This window comes from Streptomyces sp. NPDC020597, assembly GCF_044335095.1.
Taxonomy (GTDB): domain Bacteria; phylum Actinomycetota; class Actinomycetes; order Streptomycetales; family Streptomycetaceae; genus Streptomyces.
In genome coordinates this window covers 306,435-323,515 of the sequence record NZ_JBIRUL010000001.1, presented here as the reverse complement: position 1 = coordinate 323,515, position 17,081 = coordinate 306,435, and the positions used below count along the sequence as shown (strand labels likewise).

The 17,081-nt window shown below is 72.3% G+C and carries 16 protein-coding genes; 6 read left to right on the top strand and 10 right to left on the bottom strand.

Annotated elements, in window-relative coordinates:
- The first annotated feature begins 125 nt into the window (after positions 1 to 125).
- On the top strand, positions 126 to 830 hold the full coding sequence (locus ACH4ZA_RS01525) for a DUF4389 domain-containing protein (protein WP_398427542.1): 705 nt from the start codon (positions 126 to 128) through the stop codon (positions 828 to 830).
- A gap of 70 nt (positions 831 to 900) precedes the next feature.
- Entirely contained in the window at positions 901 to 2,052 is a 1,152-nt protein-coding gene (locus ACH4ZA_RS01520) for a serine hydrolase domain-containing protein (RefSeq protein ID WP_398427540.1), read from the top strand.
- Between the two features lie 150 nt (positions 2,053 to 2,202).
- On the opposite strand, the gene ACH4ZA_RS01515 is transcribed toward ACH4ZA_RS01520, so the two are convergent.
- The gene (locus tag ACH4ZA_RS01515; protein WP_319278443.1) at positions 2,203 to 3,243 is read right to left on the bottom strand and encodes an NAD(P)-dependent alcohol dehydrogenase; all 1,041 of its coding nucleotides are present in this window, start codon (positions 3,241 to 3,243) and stop codon (positions 2,203 to 2,205) included.
- Between the two features lie 172 nt (positions 3,244 to 3,415).
- On the opposite strand from ACH4ZA_RS01515, the gene ACH4ZA_RS01510 reads away from it, so the two are divergent.
- A complete protein-coding gene (locus tag ACH4ZA_RS01510) occupies positions 3,416 to 4,315 on the top strand; it encodes a helix-turn-helix transcriptional regulator (RefSeq protein ID WP_319278441.1) in 900 nt (299 codons plus the stop codon).
- Positions 4,316 to 4,403: 88 nt separating this feature from the next.
- On the opposite strand, the gene ACH4ZA_RS01505 is transcribed toward ACH4ZA_RS01510, so the two are convergent.
- The 5 genes from ACH4ZA_RS01505 to ACH4ZA_RS01485 all read right to left on the bottom strand — a co-directional run bounded on the left by ACH4ZA_RS01505 (position 4,404) and on the right by ACH4ZA_RS01485 (position 9,444).
- Positions 4,404 to 5,204 (bottom strand): group II truncated hemoglobin, encoded by an 801-nt coding sequence (locus ACH4ZA_RS01505; RefSeq protein ID WP_398427539.1) that lies wholly within the window; start codon positions 5,202 to 5,204, stop codon positions 4,404 to 4,406.
- A 90-nt stretch (positions 5,205 to 5,294) separates the two neighbouring features.
- Positions 5,295 to 5,981 carry an ABC transporter ATP-binding protein gene (locus ACH4ZA_RS01500; RefSeq protein WP_398427538.1) on the bottom strand — a complete coding sequence of 229 codons (687 nt, stop codon included), beginning with the start codon at positions 5,979 to 5,981 and terminating at the stop codon, positions 5,295 to 5,297.
- Positions 5,982 to 6,017: 36 nt separating this feature from the next.
- On the bottom strand, positions 6,018 to 7,478 hold the full coding sequence (locus ACH4ZA_RS01495) for an ABC transporter permease (protein WP_398427537.1): 1,461 nt from the start codon (positions 7,476 to 7,478) through the stop codon (positions 6,018 to 6,020).
- Between the two features lie 146 nt (positions 7,479 to 7,624).
- A complete protein-coding gene (locus tag ACH4ZA_RS01490) occupies positions 7,625 to 8,887 on the bottom strand; it encodes an Ig-like domain-containing protein (RefSeq protein ID WP_319278434.1) in 1,263 nt (420 codons plus the stop codon).
- 200 nt (positions 8,888 to 9,087) lie between these two features.
- Positions 9,088 to 9,444: a hypothetical protein gene (locus ACH4ZA_RS01485; RefSeq protein WP_319278433.1), complete on the bottom strand. Its 357-nt coding sequence runs from the start codon at positions 9,442 to 9,444 to the stop codon at positions 9,088 to 9,090.
- Positions 9,445 to 9,553: 109 nt separating this feature from the next.
- On the opposite strand from ACH4ZA_RS01485, the gene ACH4ZA_RS01480 reads away from it, so the two are divergent.
- Both ACH4ZA_RS01480 and ACH4ZA_RS01475 read left to right on the top strand, forming a co-directional pair.
- The gene (locus ACH4ZA_RS01480) at positions 9,554 to 9,952 is read left to right on the top strand and encodes an LPXTG cell wall anchor domain-containing protein (RefSeq protein ID WP_319278432.1); all 399 of its coding nucleotides are present in this window, start codon (positions 9,554 to 9,556) and stop codon (positions 9,950 to 9,952) included.
- Between the two features lie 42 nt (positions 9,953 to 9,994).
- The gene (locus ACH4ZA_RS01475; RefSeq protein WP_319278431.1) at positions 9,995 to 10,783 is read left to right on the top strand and encodes a hypothetical protein; all 789 of its coding nucleotides are present in this window, start codon (positions 9,995 to 9,997) and stop codon (positions 10,781 to 10,783) included.
- Between the two features lie 64 nt (positions 10,784 to 10,847).
- On the opposite strand, the gene hutH is transcribed toward ACH4ZA_RS01475, so the two are convergent.
- The 3 genes from hutH to ACH4ZA_RS01460 all read right to left on the bottom strand — a co-directional run bounded on the left by hutH (position 10,848) and on the right by ACH4ZA_RS01460 (position 14,719).
- Positions 10,848 to 12,416 carry a histidine ammonia-lyase gene (gene hutH, locus ACH4ZA_RS01470; protein WP_319278580.1) on the bottom strand — a complete coding sequence of 523 codons (1,569 nt, stop codon included), beginning with the start codon at positions 12,414 to 12,416 and terminating at the stop codon, positions 10,848 to 10,850.
- A 226-nt stretch (positions 12,417 to 12,642) separates the two neighbouring features.
- Positions 12,643 to 13,794: a diguanylate cyclase domain-containing protein gene (locus ACH4ZA_RS01465; protein WP_398427535.1), complete on the bottom strand. Its 1,152-nt coding sequence runs from the start codon at positions 13,792 to 13,794 to the stop codon at positions 12,643 to 12,645.
- A 121-nt stretch (positions 13,795 to 13,915) separates the two neighbouring features.
- Positions 13,916 to 14,719, bottom strand: a complete 804-nt coding sequence (locus ACH4ZA_RS01460; RefSeq protein WP_319278578.1) for an enoyl-CoA hydratase-related protein — start codon at positions 14,717 to 14,719, stop codon at positions 13,916 to 13,918.
- Between the two features lie 237 nt (positions 14,720 to 14,956).
- Between ACH4ZA_RS01460 and ACH4ZA_RS01455 the strand changes: the two genes are divergently transcribed.
- Positions 14,957 to 15,661 (top strand): hypothetical protein, encoded by a 705-nt coding sequence (locus tag ACH4ZA_RS01455; protein WP_398427534.1) that lies wholly within the window; start codon positions 14,957 to 14,959, stop codon positions 15,659 to 15,661.
- A gap of 82 nt (positions 15,662 to 15,743) precedes the next feature.
- Here the strand turns inward: ACH4ZA_RS01455 and ACH4ZA_RS01450 are convergent, their stop codons facing one another.
- Positions 15,744 to 16,895: an adenylate/guanylate cyclase domain-containing protein gene (locus ACH4ZA_RS01450; protein ID WP_319280099.1), complete on the bottom strand. Its 1,152-nt coding sequence runs from the start codon at positions 16,893 to 16,895 to the stop codon at positions 15,744 to 15,746.
- Positions 16,896 to 17,081: the final 186 nt, after the last annotated feature.

The window sequence follows — 17,081 nt, the reverse complement described above, 5'->3', positions numbered from 1 at the left end:
GCAGCCCGTCTGTTCCTGTGCGAGCCTGAATTCATGATCAGGAAACCGCCTGTCCGCCGGCCCCACCGGGTGGGGACGGGGGCGGGGGCCGCTGGGGCGGGGGCGCTCGAGAGGAGCTGATCGACATGAATCCGGTCGCGAAGTCACCGGTGAGGATCGAGGCGTTCCTCGACCCTCGGTTGTCCAGATGGCTGTGGCTGGTGAAGTGGCTTCTCGCCGTCCCGCACTACATCGTGCTGTTCTTCCTGTGGATCGCGTTCTTCTTCGTGACCGTCGTGGCGTTCTTCGCCATCCTGTTCACGGGCCGCTACCCGCGCTCGCTCTTCGACTTCAACGTCGGCGTGCTGCGCTGGAACTGGCGTGTCGCCTACTACGCCCACGCCGCGCTCGGCACCGACCGGTACCCGCCGTTCACCCTCGCCGAGGTGGCCGACTATCCGGCGCGTCTCGACGTCGCCTACCCCGAGCGCCTGTCCCGGGGCCTGGTCCTGGTGAAGTGGTGGCTGCTGGTGATTCCCCAGTACATCGTCGTGGGGATGTTCGTCGGCGACTGGGGCTGGGGCTGGGAGGATTCGGACCGTTGGCACGGGGGCGGCCTGCTCTACTTCCTCTCGCTGGTCGCCGTGGTCGTCCTGGCGTTCACCGGCCGCTACCCGGTCCACCTCTTCGACCTGCTGCTCGGGCTGGCCCGCTGGGTCGCGCGGGTGGCGGTCTACGCGGCGCTGATGACCGACGTGTATCCGCCGTTCCGCCTCGACATGGGCCCGCAGGACGACCCCGCGCCGCTGACGAAGTCCCCGGCAGGAGGCGCGGGCGGCTCCGGACCGTGACGGCCGGCCGGGGCCGGCCCGGCGGTATTTCGGTTGCCCGTGGCGCTTCGGTGAGGGCTGAATGACGGTCATGGCTGACATTCAGGGCTCGTACGACGATCTGTTCACCGCGGTGCCCACCGCTCTGGCCACTCTCCTGGACGACGGCGACGCGGGCGGCTCGGTGGCCGTCTTCGTGGACGGTGAACCGGTGGTGGATGTCTGGGGCGGGTTCGCCGACGTCGCTCGCACGGTCCCATGGCAGCGGGACACCCTCGTCAACGTCTACTCCGTCACCAAGACCATGACGGCGCTGTGCGCGCTGGTGCTGGCCGACCGGGGGGCGCTCGACCTGGACGCGCCGGTCGCCCGCTACTGGCCGGAGTTCGCCGCGGCGGGCAAGGAGGCGGTGCTGGTACGGCACCTGCTCTCGCACACGGCGGGGCTGCCCGACTGGTTCGGTTCGATCGCCGAGATCTACGACTGGCCGGCCGCGACGGCCCGGCTGGCCGCGCAGGCTCCGCAGTGGGAGCCGGGCAGCGCGGCCGGGTACCACTCGCTCACCCAGGGATTCCTGGTGGGCGAGGTCGTACGCCGGATCACCGGCCGGATGCCGGGTGACTTCTTCGCCGACGAGATCGCCGTGCCGCTGGACGCGGACTTCCACATCGGGCTGGCGGCCGAGCACGACGACCGGGTGGCGCCGACCATTCCCCCGCCGTCCCGGGACGAGGACTACACGGCGGCCGCAGCCGCCGGCGACCCGGCCGCGGACGCTCCGGGCGCCGCCGACCCGGCCGGAGCCCCGGCTCCCACGCCGACCGCCTTCCGGGTGCGCGACGGCAACAGTGTGGCCTGGCGACGGGCGCAGATCCCGGCGGCCAGCGGCTTCGGCAACGCCCGCTCGGTCGCCCTCGTCCAGTCGGCCATGGCCTGCGGAGGTGCCGTGCGCGGGGTGCGGCTGCTGTCGCGGGCGGGCCGTGACCGTGCGTGGGAGGAGCAGTTCAGCGGCGAGGACCGCAGGCTCGGCATGCCGATCAGCTGGGGCCTGGGTTACGGGCGGTTCGGCGGCACGTACGGCTGGGGCGGCTGGGGCGGCTCGACCGTCATGATCGAACCCGAGGCCCGCATGGTCGTCGCCTACGTGACCCAGCAGATGCGCGAACCCGCGCAGGACACCCGGGGCCTCGACCTCCTGATGGCCGCCTACGACGGTCTCCAGGGCCTGCGGACCGGCGGCTGAGGGGGCACGTCCCCGACGGGTCGTACCCCGACCACCCCGACCACCCCGACCGCTCGGGAACGGGAAAGGGCCCCGGCTGGATCCGCCGGAGCCCTTTCCCGGGAAGCCGTCGGCCCGCCCGTGGCACCGCCGGTCCGCCCCCGAGGACGCTCAGATCGTCGAGGCGTCGATGACGAAGCGGTAGCGGACGTCGCTGGCGAGCACCCGCTCGTACGCCTCGTTGATCTCGGCGGCGCTGATCAGCTCGATCTCCGCGCCGAAGCCGTGCTCGGCGCAGAAGTCCAGCATCTCCTGGGTCTCCTGGATGCCGCCGATGCCGGAGCCGGCGAGGGTCTTGCGGCCCGCGATCACGGAGAACAGGTTGAGCGCGACCGGCTCCTCGGGCGCGCCGACGTTGACGAAGGCGCCGTCCGTCCGCAGCAGGGCCAGGTAGGCGTCCAGGTTCAGCGGGGCGGAGACCGTGGAGAGGATGAGGTCGAAGGTGCCGCGCAGCTCCTCGAAGGTCTTCTCGTCGCTGGTGGCGTAGTAGTGGTCGGCGCCCAGCTTCAGGCCGTCGTCCTTCTTGCGCAGCGACTGCGACAGCACGGTCACCTCGGCGCCGAGCGCGTGCGCGATCTTGACGCCCATGTGGCCGAGGCCGCCCATGCCGAGGATCGCGACCTTCTTGCCCGGGCCGGCGTTCCAGTGCTTCAGCGGGGAGTAGGTGGTGATGCCGGCGCAGAGGAGCGGCGCGGCCTCGTCGAGCTTGAGGCCGTCGGGGATGCGCAGGACGTAGTTCTCGTCGACGACGATCTTCTGCGAGTAGCCGCCGTAGGTGGGCTCGCCGTCCTTGCCGACGGCGTTGTACGTGCCGACGCCGCCGCCGGTGCAGTACTGCTCGAGGCCGGCCTTGCAGTTGTCGCACTCACGGCAGGAGTCGACGAGGCAGCCGACGCCCACGCGGTCGCCGACGGCGAACTTGGTGACGCCGGGGCCCACCTCGGAGACGACGCCCGCGATCTCGTGGCCGGGCACCATCGGGAAGATGGCCTCGCCCCAGCCCTCCCTGGCCTGGTGGATGTCGGAGTGGCAGATGCCGGCGAACTCGATGTCGATGAGGACGTCGAACTCGCGCACCGGGCGGCGCTCGATCGTCGTGCGCTCCAGCGGAGCCTTGGCGGCGGATGCGGCGTACGCGGCAACGGTGGTCATGCCGGGGTTCTCCTAGCGAGGGGGTCGTCCCGGCCTGCCTTCGGGCCGGGGCATGCCGTCCAGGTTCCCCCATCTCCCGGTGTTCACCCAGGTCACGCTTCTGCGTACGACTGCCGTGCCTACCACTGGCGGGGTCAGGCTGGTGGTCGTACGACCGGGAATACTGGGCGCCATGGACGATCGCCCCGAACCCTCCGGCGCCTCCCTGGACCGGCGTGCCGAGCTCAGCGAGTTCCTGCGCACCCGTCGGGCCCGGCTGAAGCCGCAGGACGTGGGGCTGCCGGACTTCGGACGGCACCGCAGGGTGCCCGGGCTGCGGCGCGAGGAGCTGGCGCAGCTGGCCGGGGTGTCGGTGGCCTACTACACCCGTCTGGAACAGGGCAACGGACGGAACGTGTCGGGGGAGGTGCTGGACGCGATCGCCCGCGCCCTGCGGCTGACGGACGCCGAGCACGCGCACCTCACCCACCTCGCGAAGCCGAAGCACAAGAAGAAGCAGAGCGGGCCGCCCCAGCAGGTCCGGGCGGCGCTGCGGCAGCTGCTGGACACGATGGACTCGGTGCCTGCGTACCTGGTCGGGCGGCGCGCGGAGATCCTGTGCTGGAACCGGATGGCCGCGGCGGTCTTCGGAGACTGGGCGGAGCTGCCGGCGGCGGAGCGCAACTGGGCGCGGCTGGTCTTCCTGCGCCCCGACTACCAGGACCTGTTCGTGGACTGGGAGCAGAAGGCCATCGACATCGTCTGCGCGCTGCGGATGGACGCGGGCTGCTATCCGGACGACCCGCGGCTCTCCGCGCTGGTGGGCGAACTGTCGGTGAAGAGCGAGGACTTCAGGCGGCTGTGGGCGACCCACGACGTCAAGGAGAAGAGCCACGGCGTGAAGCGGCTGAGGCATCCGCTGGTCGGCGAACTCCACCTGAACTTCGAGGGGTTCAGGCTGGCCGGGGACGGCGAGCAGACGTTGGTGACGTATCACGCGGAACCCGGGTCGGCGTCGGCGGAGGCGCTGCGGCTGCTGGCGAGCTGGGGCGCCGACGCGCGGCGGGCGGGGTCGCAGGCGCCGTCCGCCTGACCGCCCCCGCCCCGGCCGCCCGCCCCCGGCTCATGACCTCCGGCCGGCCACACCGGACCCCGGGGCTCCGGCCGGCCGCCGGCCGTCCTCAGCCCTGGTACGGCGGAGCCGCCCCCCATCCCCACTTCGGCGTCGGCTGCTCGGACGGCGGCTTGGCGTCCGGGCCGGAGAAGTGGACGGCGAGGCGCGTGCCCCACTCGACGTAGGCGAGGAACGCGGACCGGAACTCGGCGTCGGTCGGCAGACCGGCCTCGTCGGCGGCGTCCTGGATCAGGTTGACCCAGCGGCGGCGCTGGGGCTCGGTGATGTCGCGGCCGAAGTGCTTGGCGACCATGTGGCTGTGGCCGCCCTGGGTCGCGGAGTAGGTGTCGGGCCCGCCGAAGACCTCCGCGAGCCAGAGCGCGACGTGTTCGGCGTGCTCGGGGGCGAGGCCGGCGAAGACGGGGGCGAGGAGGTCGTCCTGGAGCACCTTGGCGTAGAAGCTCTCGGTGAGCCGGGTGAAGGCCTCCGCGCCGCCGGCCCACTCGTACAGCGTGGGCACGGCGGCGCCGGAGCCGTGCACCGAGGTGGCCTTGTAGTGGCGCATCTCGTCGATGTGGCCGATGTAGGGGCGGATCTCGGCGAGGAAGGCGGGGAACAGGTCCGAGGTCCGGAAGCCCTCCAGGTGGTCCTCGGTCGACGTCCAGGTGATGCGCAGGACGAAGTGCTCGAAGTCCTCCTCGCAGCGGGCGAGTTCGTAGTCGACGCAGTGCGGGGAGGCCGCGAGCCGGCGCGCGGCCCGGGTGTAGGCGGCGAGGAACTCCGCCGACCGCTCCTGCGGGATGTGGTAGCGGATGTACTCGATCGTGGTGGGGCCGGTGGGCGCAGTGGTTGTCTCGGCTGCCGTCATGGGGACACGCAAGCACGGACCGCCCGCCGGAGGCTTCTCTTCCGGCGGGCGTTCGCTCAGCGCTCAGCGATCGCGGGGGGGCGAGGCGGGTCAGACGGTCGTCGCGTTCTCCTTCACCGTGATCCGGCCCTTGCGGATCGTCGCGACGCGCGGGGCCCTCTTCGCTATGGCGGAGTCGTGGGTGACCATGATGAAGGTCAGTCCGTGCTCCTTCCACAGGGTGTGCAGCACGTCCATGATCTCGTCCCGCATGTCCTCGTCGAGGTTGCCGGTCGGTTCGTCGGCGAGGAGCACCTTCGGCTGTTTGACCAGCGCGCGGGCGATGGCGACGCGCTGCTGCTGTCCCCCCGACATCTCGGACGGCAGATGTCCGAGGCGTTCACCGAGGCCCACCGACTTCAGCGCCTCGGCGGCCCGTTCGCGGCGCTCCCCGCCCTTCACGCCGAGCGGGACGAGGGCCGTCTCCACGTTCTCCTGCGCGTTGAGCGTCGGGATCAGGTTGAAGGACTGGAAGACGAAGCCGATGCTCTCGCTGCGCACCTTCGTCAGCCGCGCCTCGGAGAGCCTGGCCAGGTCGACGCCGTCGAAGACGACCTCGCCCTCGCTGGGCCGGTCGAGTGCGCCGAGCATCTGCAGCAGGGTGGACTTGCCGCCTCCGGTGGGCCCCTGGATGACGAGCCGGTCGCCGTCGGGGACGGTCAGGTCGACGCCGTCGAGGGCGTGGACGGTCTCCTTGCCCCGGGTGTAGCGCTTGGTGACGCCTCTGAGTTCGTACATGGGGACAACAACTCCTGGAGCTGGTGGGTGGGTTGGCTATGCGACGCGGCTCAGCGCGTCCGCCGGGCGCAGCCGCGAGGCGCGCCAGCCGCCGAACGCGCCCGCGATCAGGCCGCCGGCCACGGCGAGCGCCACCGCGACGGCGACCGTCGTGACGCTCACCGGGGCCGTCAGGGCGACGTCGAGGGTCCTGGCGGCGGCCCGGCCGCCGAAGCCGCCGGCGCCTCCGCCCGGACCGCCGGGACCGCCCTGGCCGCCGCCGGCGCCGCCCAGCCGGGCCTGGAGTGTGGGGCTGATCGCGGTCACGGCGTAGGCGCCGGCGAGGCCGAGCGCGATGCCGAGGGCGCCGCCGAGCAGTCCGTTGACCACGGCCTCGCCGACGACCTGCCGGGTGACCCGGCCGGACTTCCAGCCCAGCGCCTTCAGGGTGCCGAACTCGCGCACCCGCCGGGAGACGGCCGAGGAGGTGAGCAGTCCGGCGACCAGGAAGGCGGCGATCAGGACCGCGACCGACAGCCACCTGCCGACGTTGGCGGCGAGCGAGGAGGCCGTGGAGAGGGAGCCGGAGACGGTGTCCGCGAGGTCGGCGGAGGTCGTCACCGTCGTGCCCGGGACGTTCTTCTGGATGGTCGACTTGACGCTGTCGATCTTCTGCGAGTCGGTCGCCTTGACGTAGATCGTGGTGACCTTGTTCTTCGCGTCGCCGAGGGTCTGGGCCTGGGTCAGCGGGATGTAGACGTCGGCGTCGGCGTCGCCGCTGTCGGCCGTGGCGATGCCGATGACGGAGAACTTGACGCCGCTGACGGTCAGCGTGGAGCCGACCTCGAGCGACTGCTCCTTGGCGTACGCCGAGTCCACCACGGCGACCTTGGCGTCGGTCTCGGAGGTCTTGAAGGTGCGGCCGCTGCTGATCCGGGAGGAGGTCAGCGGTCCGAGTCCGGGTTCGGTGACGTCGGCGCCGTAGACGGAGTAGTTGTCGACGTCGAAGTTCGCGCCGCCGCCCTGCACCTCGCCCTGCGGCCGGGCACTGCCCTCGCCCCGGCCCTGTCGGCCGCCGCCGGCGCTCTCGTCCTGCCGGAACCGACCGCGGGTGAACTGTCCGTTGATCTTGATGACCCGGAGGCTGAGCCCGCCGACCGCGTCGGAGACGCCGCTCTGCTCGCCGACCGTCGCGACGGTCGCGGCCGGCAGGGTCTGGAAGCCCTGGACCATGACGCGGTCGGTGCTCTGCTGCGCGTCGGAGTCGTCGTCCTGCGCGTCGAACTGGAAGCGCGGGCGGTCCGAGGAGCTCGCGGTGGGCGCGGCGGCCTTGGTGACCGTCATGTCGGTGCCCAGGCCGTACAGGGACTGCAGGACCTTCTCCTGGGCCTTCCCCATGCCGGCCGACACGGAGGTGACCACGATGACCAGCGCGATGCCGAGCGCGAGGCCGGAGGCGACGACGAGTGCCGCTTTTCTGCGGCGGCGCAGTTCGCGCCTCAGGTAGGTGAAGAACATGGCCGCAAGCTAGGCACGGCGCGTGATCGTGCCATAAGGCCCATATAAGAGATCGATGAGAAGGCTGTGGCGGCCCCCGGAAACACCGATGCCGCCCCTGGGGGCGGCATCGGGAGCCTGTGGACCGGCTGGGAGCGGGGGTCGGGTCAGGCGGCCGAACCGGCCTTCCACTGCGCCCAGTCCATGTTCCAGCCGTTGAGGCCGTTGTCCGGCGCCACGGTCTTGTCGCCGGTGTTCTTGACCACCACGACGTCGCCGACGATCGAGTTGGTGAAGAACCAGTAGCCGGCCGTGCCGGTGTCGTTGGCGCCCTTGGTGTCGGACAGGCCGACACAGCCGTGGCTGGTGTTCACCGAGCCGAAGATGGACTTCGCGCCCCAGTAGTTGCCGTGCACGAAGGTGCCGGAGTTGGTGAGGCGGATGGCGTGCGGCACGTCCTTGATGTCGTACTCGCCCTTGCCGTCGTCGTCGGTGAAGCCCACGGTCGCGCCGTTCATGCGCGTCTCCTTGAACTTCTCCGACATCACCATCTGGCCCTCGTACGTCTTGTTGTCGGGCGAGCCGGCCGAGATCGGGATGGTCTTGATGACCGTGCCGTTGTGCGTGATCTTCATCTGCTTCGACTTGGCGTCGACGTAGGAGACCTGGTTGCGGCCGACCTTGAAGGTGATCGTCTTCTGCTGGACGCCGATGACGCCCTTGGCGCCCTCCACACCGTCGAGCGCGAGCTTCAGCGTGACGGTGGAGTTCTCCTTCCAGTAGTCCTCGGGACGACAGTCCATCCGCTGGGTGGAGAACCAGTGGCAGACCACCTCCTGACCGCTGGTGGAGGTGACCGTGACGCCCTTCTGGACGGCCGCCTTGTCGGTGATCGGCTTGTTGAAGTTGATCGACACGGGCATGCCCACGCCGACGGTCGAACCGTCCTCCGGCGTGAAGTTGCCTATGAAGCTGTTGGCCGGCGAGACCGTGGTGAAGGAGGCGTTCTCGTGGGCCACGAGACCCTTCGCGTCCTTGGCCTCGGCCGCCACCTTGTAGGTGGTGGAGCGCTCGAGCTGCGCGTCCGGCTTCCAGCTGGTCTTGTCCGCGGAGAGGGCGCCCTTGACGGCGGCGCCCTCGGCGGTGGTCATCGTCACGGCGGTGAGAGTGCCCTTGCTCACCGTGACGGCCGCCGAGTTGTTGATGGAGGCGTTGTTCGAACCGTCCGCGGGCGTGATCTTGATCTGGGCCTCGGAGGACTTCTTCGCGGCGGCCTCGTCGGCCTTGGCCTGCGAGGAGCTGCCTCCGCCGTCGGATGCGCCGTCACCGCCGCCGGAACACGCGGAAAGCACCAGAACACCGCCGAGCAGTGCGGACGCCGTCATCAGACCCCGGCGCCGCCTACTGTCCGTCATCACACGCTTCTCCATCGTTGCGATTGCCTGAACCCCGAGAGTCCCCGTCAAGACCATCAACGCTACGACCGGTTCGTCCCGTTCCCCCTGCACAGAAGGTGTGGGGCACGCCACGTTCGTGGCGCGGAAGGTGCGGGTGTCGGTTCGTGCGCCTGCTGAGACGACGAGACCCCGGCCGGCGGTTGCCGTCCGGGGTCACGAGTTTCCCGGAAAGCTCAACCGATGCGGCCTTCTTCACCGTCCGCCTCGTCATCCTCGTCGAGATCGTCCTCGTCGAGGTCCCACTCCGTCGAATCCGGGTCGTGGTCGACCCGTTCACTGGACCAGGAGGCCTGCTGGAGCTCCACCCCCGGCACCTGTCCGACCAGGTCGAAGGGGTCGACGAGGTAGGCGAGGGCCTCCGCGGTGTCCTCCGTCACAGCGGCCTCGGCATGCACGCGTTCACCGTCCGGGACCTCCGGATCGTCCGCGAGCCGCCGCAGCGCGGCCGTGGTCAGGGCGTCCTGATCGTGCACCTCGAGCAGAACTTCCACTCGAATCCGCACAAAACGTGATGTCTCTTCATCGCTCATGGGCGGAGCGTACGGCTCATGGCTCCCGCGGCTTTCCCGCGACCCGCGACTTTCATTAGCATCGGGGCACACGGCCAATTCGCCAGCGCCACAAGGGGATCGATATTCCGTGTCATCCGCTCGACGTCCGTTGCTGACCGCCACCGCCGCGGCGACCCTGCTGGGCGCCCTGTGGTTCGTCCCGTCCGCCAACGCGTCCCAGGACACCTCGGCAAGAACGGTCGCGACGACGCAGGTCACGACCCAGGCGCGGGCCGCGTCGACGTCCACGACCGGCTCGGTGACGCGGACCGCCGACCGGTCGACGGGCCGGAGCGCGACGCGGACCCTCTCCGCCACCGAGGCCGAGGCCGCCGTGGAGACCGGGGCCGGGAGCGACGACGGCGTCCGGCTCGCCGACACCGGAAGCTTCGACACCACCCCCTACGTGGTGGGCGGGACGAGCCTGCTCGCACTGGGTGCGGGATTCGTCTTTTATTCCATTCGCCGGGAACGTCTGGGTTTTTGATTTAACTTGACTCACCTTTGACGACTTCTTCATAGTTCGCACATGAAGAGATCATCGGGGGCCCGGCTGTGCGCCACGGCCGCAATCGGCGCACTGTCGCTCTCCCTCCTCACCGCCTGTTCGGACGAGGGGTCGAAGGACACCGCGGACTCCAAGACGTCCGCCTCCTCGTCCGCCGCCTCCTCCTCGGCTCCGGCCGCGAAGGCGCTCACCAAGGCCGAGCTCGAGAAGCTGCTGCTCGCTCAGGGCGAACTCAAGGGCTACAAGGTCGACTCGGGTGACGACACCCTGCCGGCCTCCAAGAGCGTGGTGAAGACCGACAAGCCGGCCTGCGACCCGCTCGCATGGGCCACCGCCGCGCTCGCCCCGGGCGACACGGACGCAAACGCCGGCAACACGGTCGCCGAGGACAAGACGGCCGCCGCCGCCACGGCCAAGCCGACCGACCTCGCGGACGCGTTCGACATCGACATGACGTTCGTCGGTCTCTCCTCGTACGCGGGCGACGGCGCCGAGAAGGCGATGAAGGCCGTCTCCGACGGCGTGAAGACCTGCGCCGGCGGATACGGCCTGAAGGCCGACGGCGAGAACACCAAGGTCACCAGGGTCGCCGCGGACAAGGGCTCCGGCAAGGGCGACGAGACGGTCGCGTTCGTCGAGGACGTCGACATGGACGGTCAGGGCAAGGCCACCTTCCACGCCGAGGTGGTGCGCAAGGGCAACACCGTCGCCACCTTCTACACCGTGAACTTCGCCGGGTTCGAGAAGGGCGGCGACATGGGCGCCGTGCCGGCCGCCGTGATCGACGCGCAGGTCGCGAAGCTCAAGTAATCCCGCTCCGCCCGGGAGGACTTCGGGGCCCCGCCGCGTCTTCGTGCGGCGGGGCCCGCTCGTGCTACCTGAGCGGTCCGGTGACCGTCTCCACCGCCGCGACGACTCCTCCGGCACGCACGAAGGCGTCCGCCGCCGCGAGGTCGGGGGCCAGGAAGCGGTCCGGGCCGGGGCCCTGCACGCCCGCCTCGCGCGCCGCCCGGATGACCGCCCGCGTCGCCGGCGCCGGGGTCAGCCCCTCGCGCAGCTCGACACCGCGGGTGGCGGCGTACAGCTCGACCGCGATCACACGGGTGAGGTTGTCGACGGCGATGCGCAGCTTGCGGGCCGCGGACCAGCCCATCGACACATGGTCCTCCTGCATCGCCGAGGACGGGATCGAGTCGGCGGACGCCGGCACGGCCAGCCGCTTCAGCTCGCTGACCAGCGCGGCCTGCGTGTACTGGGCGATCATCAGCCCGGAGTCGACGCCGGCGTCGTCCGCGAGGAACGGCGGGAGCCCGTGGCTGCGGTTCTTGTCCAGCAGCCGGTCGGTGCGCCGCTCCGCGATGGAGGCCAGGTCGGCCACGGCGATGGCGAGGAAGTCCAGCACGTAGGCGACCGGCGCCCCGTGGAAGTTGCCGTTGGACTCGACCCTGCCTCCCCCGGTGCCGAAAGCCTGGGAGGTGCCCCCAGGAAGCACCACCGGGTTGTCGACGGCCGAGGCCAGCTCGCGCTCGGCGACCAGCCGGGCGTGCGCCATGGTGTCGCGGCCGGCGCCGGCGACCTGCGGGGCGCAGCGCACCGAGTAGGCGTCCTGGACGCGGGGCGCGTCGTCCTGGTGGTGGCCGGTGAGCTCCGAACCCGCCAGCACGGCCAGCATGTTGGCGGCCGAGGCGCCCTGCCCCGGGTGCGGGCGGATGGCGTGCAGCTCGGGGGCGAGCACCTTGTCGGTGCCGAGCAGGGCCTCGAGCGACAACGCGGCCGTGACGTCGGCCGACTTGTAGAGCATGTCGAGGTCGGCGAGGGCCATGACCAGCATGCCGAGCATGCCGTCGGTGCCGTTGAGGAGCGCCAGGCCCTCCTTCTCGCGCAGCTCGACGGGCGTGATGCCGTGCTCGGCGAGCAGCTCGCCGGCGGGGCGTACGACGCCGTCAGGGCCCTCCGCGTCGCCTTCCCCCATGAGGGTGAGGGCGCAGTGCGAGAGCGGGGCCAGGTCACCGGAGCAGCCGAGGGAGCCGTACTCGTGGACGACCGGGGTGATACCGGCGTTGAGGACGTCGGCCATGGTCTGCGCGACCTCGGGCCGGACGCCGGTGTGCCCGGAGCAGACGGTCTTCAGCCGCAGGAACATCAGCGCCCGGACGACCTCGCGCTCCACCCGCGGGCCCATGCCAGCGGCGTGCGAGCGGACGATGTTGCGCTGCAGCTGGGCGCGCAGCTCCGGGCTGATGTGCCGGGTGGCGAGCGCGCCGAACCCGGTGGAGACGCCGTAGACGGGCTCGGGCTTGGCCGCCAGCGCGTCCACGATGCCGCGGGCCGCGGCGAGGGCCGCCACCGCCTCCGCGGAGAGCTCGATCCGGGCGCCGTCGCGCGCCACGGCGACCACGTCGGACGCGGTCACGCCGGACGTCCCCACCACCACAGTGTGCATATCCATATTCAGGAGCGTACGCAGTGAAGACGAAGATGTCACCAGTGGGGGCGGGGTTCGCCCCTTACCGACGCGTCACTTCGCCGCCTCACCGGTCCTGACGTCGTGCCGCGGCTCACGTCGCCCCCTCGTGCGTCGCCTCGTGAGTGGCTTCGTCGCCTCGTGAGTGGCTTCGTCGCCCCGCGGCTCACGCGTCGGCCCCGCGGCCCGCGTCGCCGTCGGCGGCTCAGGGCCGTCCGCGGAACCGCCGTCGCTCGGCGGAGGTCCGCTCGTGCGGCGGCTCCGGCTCGTCGGCCAGCCGCACCACGGGGTCGTCGGGGCCCTGCCGGCCGGCCACCACCGGCCGGCCGGCCCGCACGGCCTTGGCGCGGTACTGGGCCGCGTCCGCCAGCCGGAACAGCCGACGGGCCGAGGACACGGGTCCGATCGGGTCCGCGGTCGAGGCCAGACCGCAGGCCACGCCCTCGCCGAGCTCCAGCTCCCCGGCCCGCCGGCACAGGTCGCCGGCGACCTTGACGACGTCGTCGGCGGGCGGTCCGACGGCCAGCAGACAGAACTCGTCCCCGCCGAGCCGGGCGGCCAGCGCCCCCGGCAGCATCGCCCCGCACAGCGACAGCACCGAGCCGAACCGCTCCAGGAGCCGGTCGCCGACGGCATGCCCGCGGGTGTCGTTGACCCGCTTCAGCCCGTTCAGGTCGCACACCACGAGGGAGACCACCACCCCCTCCGCCCGATGGAGCTCCACCGCCTCCTCCAGCCGTACGTCCACGGCTCGGCGGTTGGCCAGGCCGGTGAGGGCGTCGGTGAAGGCGAGACGGCGGGCCTCCTCCAGCCGCTCGGTCTGGGCGAGTCCGGCGGCGACGACGGCGGCGAGGACGGTCGCGAAATCGGCGTCGTCGCGGTCGAAGACCCGGGTGCCGGTGGAGCGGGCGACGTACAGCTCCCCCCAGGCCCGGCCGTGCAGCACGATCGGAGCGACCACACAGGAGCCCCGGCCCCGGCGGCGCAGGGCCGCGACGCGCTGATGGCAGTAGCCGGGACGGCCGGCGGCGAGGCCCTGGGCGGTCTCCACCCAGGCGTTGGGCTCGCCGCCCGCCGCCCAGCGCTCGTGCAGGAACTCGGTGATCTCGGGGAACTGGTGCACCGGGTAGGCCTCGGCCTCCGGGAACTCGGCCTCGTCGGCGGCCCGGTCCCCTACGTTCACCAGGACCCGCAGCCGCCCGAGGTCGCGCTCCCACACCGAGAGCGCGGCGAAGCTGCCCGTCAGGGCCCGGCCGGCCCCCAGCGCGGCCGCCCGCCAGGATTCGCGAGGGGTGCGCGCGGCCGCCATGCCCTGCGCGAGCGCCACCACGGCCGCCAGGCGTGTGTCCTCACCCATCGCCCTCACCCCCACTGCCCTCGCCCATGACATCAGGCTAGGGATATTTGGGTGAAAAAGAGACACGAAGGGGGCACTTAGAGTGACAGCGGCCCGTGCGACTGCGGCCGCCCCGGCATTCTCACTCGCCCGGCCACTGCGGCCTGCGCTTCTCGTTGAACGCGGCGACCCCCTCCGCCCGGTCCCCGGAGAACGCCACCGACCGCCACGCCGCGTCCTCGACCTCGAGCCCGGCCCGCAGGTCCAGCCCCTGCCCGAGCCGCAGCGCCCGCTTCGCCGCCCGCAGCCCGACCGGCGAGTTGCCGGCGATCCGCGCGGCCATCGCCAGCGCCTCCTCGCGATCCCGGCCCTCCTCCGCCAGCACGTCCACCAGACCCAGCTCCCGCGCCTCTGCCGCCTCCACGCGCCGCGCGGTGAAGATCAGCTCGGCCGCCCGGGCCGCGCCCACCCGGCGGGGCAGCAGCTGCGTGCCGCCGCCGCCGGGGATCACTCCCACCGACACCTCGGGCAGGCCGACCACGGCCGTGCGGTCGGCCACGATCACATCGCACGCCAGGGCCAGCTCGAAGCCGCCTCCCAGGGCGAAGCCGTGCACCGCCGCGATCGTGGGCGCCGGCAGCTCCAGCACGCCGGTGTACGCGCCGCGGGCGAGGGGCCGCTGGCGCACCAGCTCGGCGTCGCTGAAGGAGTTGCGCTCCTTGAGGTCGGCGCCGACGCAGAACGCCCGCTCGTGCGTCGAGGTCACCACGACCACCCGCGCCTCGCGGTCCTCGCCCAGCGCCGCGCACGCCGCCGCGATCGACCGGGCCATCTCGGTGGAGACCGCGTTCATGGCCTTCGGCCGGTCGAGGACCAGCTCCGCGACATGACCGCCCTCGCCGTGCCGCCGCACCAGCACGAACTCCCCGAAGCGCTCCTCGCCCACACGCTCCCCGCCCACGACACCGCTCACGACAGCCCTCCGGTTAACGATGGTTAACAACCAGGGTCCGATCATCCCAGTCGCGGGCCGCGAGCGAAAGGCCAGGCCCCTCCGTACCGGTCCCTCGGCCACCCGTACGAGTGATATCCCACCCAACCCCGCACGCACCACCCAGGACAGCGCATAACGTGCCTCCGCCCCGGCGCATCGAGGGCGCGAACGCATCGGGGAGGGAACGTGATGGCCGGCACGCTGATCGGGCTCGACGAAACGACACGGCAGGACGTGGCCGCGGCGGCCGACCCACCCTGGGCCCCGCGCGCCCGGGGCAGGCACCGCCGGCCGCGCCCCCGCAAGGTGCTGTTCGCCGCGGGCGGCCTGGTGCTGGCCGCGGGCGTGCTGAGCCTTCTGCGGCCGACTCCCGACACGGGCGGCGCCGGCGCTCTCGGCACCGCGGAGGCGGAGCCCCAGCCCGACCTCGTCACGAGCGCGGACGACGACCCCGGCGACGAGACCGGGGACGGAACCGCACAGGCGGCCGAGGACGGCCGGGACGATCGTGCGACCGCAGCCGGGCGGCCCTCCGCCGCCGGATCGGCCACCGTCGCGCCCGCGCCCACCGCGCCCACCGCCATGGGCGGGGCGAGCGCCGGCCCGGCGCGCGAGGCGGGCGGCCTCCTGCCGGGTGCGCCCGGGGCTCCGACGTCCGTCGCCCTGACGCCCGGCGCCACCTACGTCCCGGCCCCCCGCGCGGCGACGCCGGCGCCCACCGCGACCACCGCCCCCGAAGCCCCGCCGGCGCCCCGGCCGGCCCCGGCCACCGCCACCCCGGCGCCCCGGCCGCCGACGCCGCCGAAGACCGCGGAGCCCCGGCAGCCGGGCCTGTGCGTCCCGATCATCGGCCTCTGCGTGGACCCCCTGGCCGCCCCGGCGGCACAGCGCTAGGGCGCGACCGTGTGCGGGGCCGGGGGCCGGGCGCGGGCGGGCGTCGGGGGCGACCGGCGCGGGCGGGCGTCGGCGGTGCGGGTCAGATGTCGGTGTCGGTGCGGCGGGTGAGGAGCCAGGGCTCGACCACGCCCAGGCCGCGCACCGGGCGCTGCCACATCGGCTGGAGGGCGAAGCGGTACTTCGGCGACTCCTCGCCCTCCTTCTCCGCGGCGGCCGCCTCCTCCGCGGCCTCGGCCTCCGAGGAAGGGGCGTCGCCGGTGCGGATCAGCTCCTCGGCGAAGGCGCTGTCGACCAGGACGGCGTCCCGGGGAGCTATCGACGTCAGCCGGGAGGCCAGGTTGACCGTCGTGCCGAAGACGTCGCCCATCCGGGTGGTGACCGTGCCGAACGCCATCCCGACGCGCAGTTCCGGCATCGTCTCGTCGTTGCTCATCGTCTCGACCAGCAGCAGCGCGATGTCGGCGGCGGTGCCCGCGTCGTCCGCCGCGTAGAGCACCTCGTCGCCGAGGGTCTTGATCAGACGGCCGCCCCGGGCGGCCACCAGGTCGGCGGAGGTCGTCTCGAACGCCTCGACGAGCTCGCCGAGTTCCTCCTCCTCCATCCGGCGGGTCAGCCGGGTGAAGCCCACGAGGTCGGCGAAGCAGACGGCGAGCCGCCGGTCCACCATCTCCTCGTCGTCGGCGGCCTGCACGACCCGGCCGGCCGAGGCGGCGAGCTGGCGGCGCCAGACGTAGACGAGGAACTCCTCCAGCTCGGGCAGCAGCAGCTCGACGATCGGGTACGTGACCTCGGTGCGGGTCATGCCCGGCTCGGGCGGCTCGGTCAGGCCCTCGAGGAAGGAGTCGATCTGCCACTCCGCCAGACGGGCGGTGGTCTGCCCGGTGGACCGCGCCACCTGCACCGCCATCGCCTCGCTCAGCAGCCCCGCCTCGACGAGACCGGCCAGCCGCCGCAGGGCCAGGACGTCGGCCTCGGTGAGCGCCTTGGCCTGCCCGATGTCGGCGAAGCCCATCGCCCGCCAGAAGCGCGACGCCAGCTCCATGGAGACGCCCGCGCTGCGGGCGGCCTGGAAGGGGGTGTAGCGGCGCTCGGCGCCGAGGATGAGCTGTTCGAGGCGCAGCGCTAGAGGATGCGGGTCCTCACCGGATTCGCCCGGCTCGCCGGGGTCGGCGGCCGGCAGGTTGCCCCGGCCGTCCTCGCCCGCGCCGGAGCCCGTGTCGTCGACGGTCACGCCTGCTGCCCTTCCGATCTTCCGCGGTCAGGTTTCGACCGGCCTCAACTCTACGGCAGGTGTGCGCCAGCTCACTCCGTTCGGTTCGGCGGGGACGCGGGCCCCGTGGGCGTCCGATGGCGCCCCAGCACCCCCGAGGGGGCCGCCGAACGGCCTCGGAGCCACCGCCCGGCCCTCGCGTCGCCG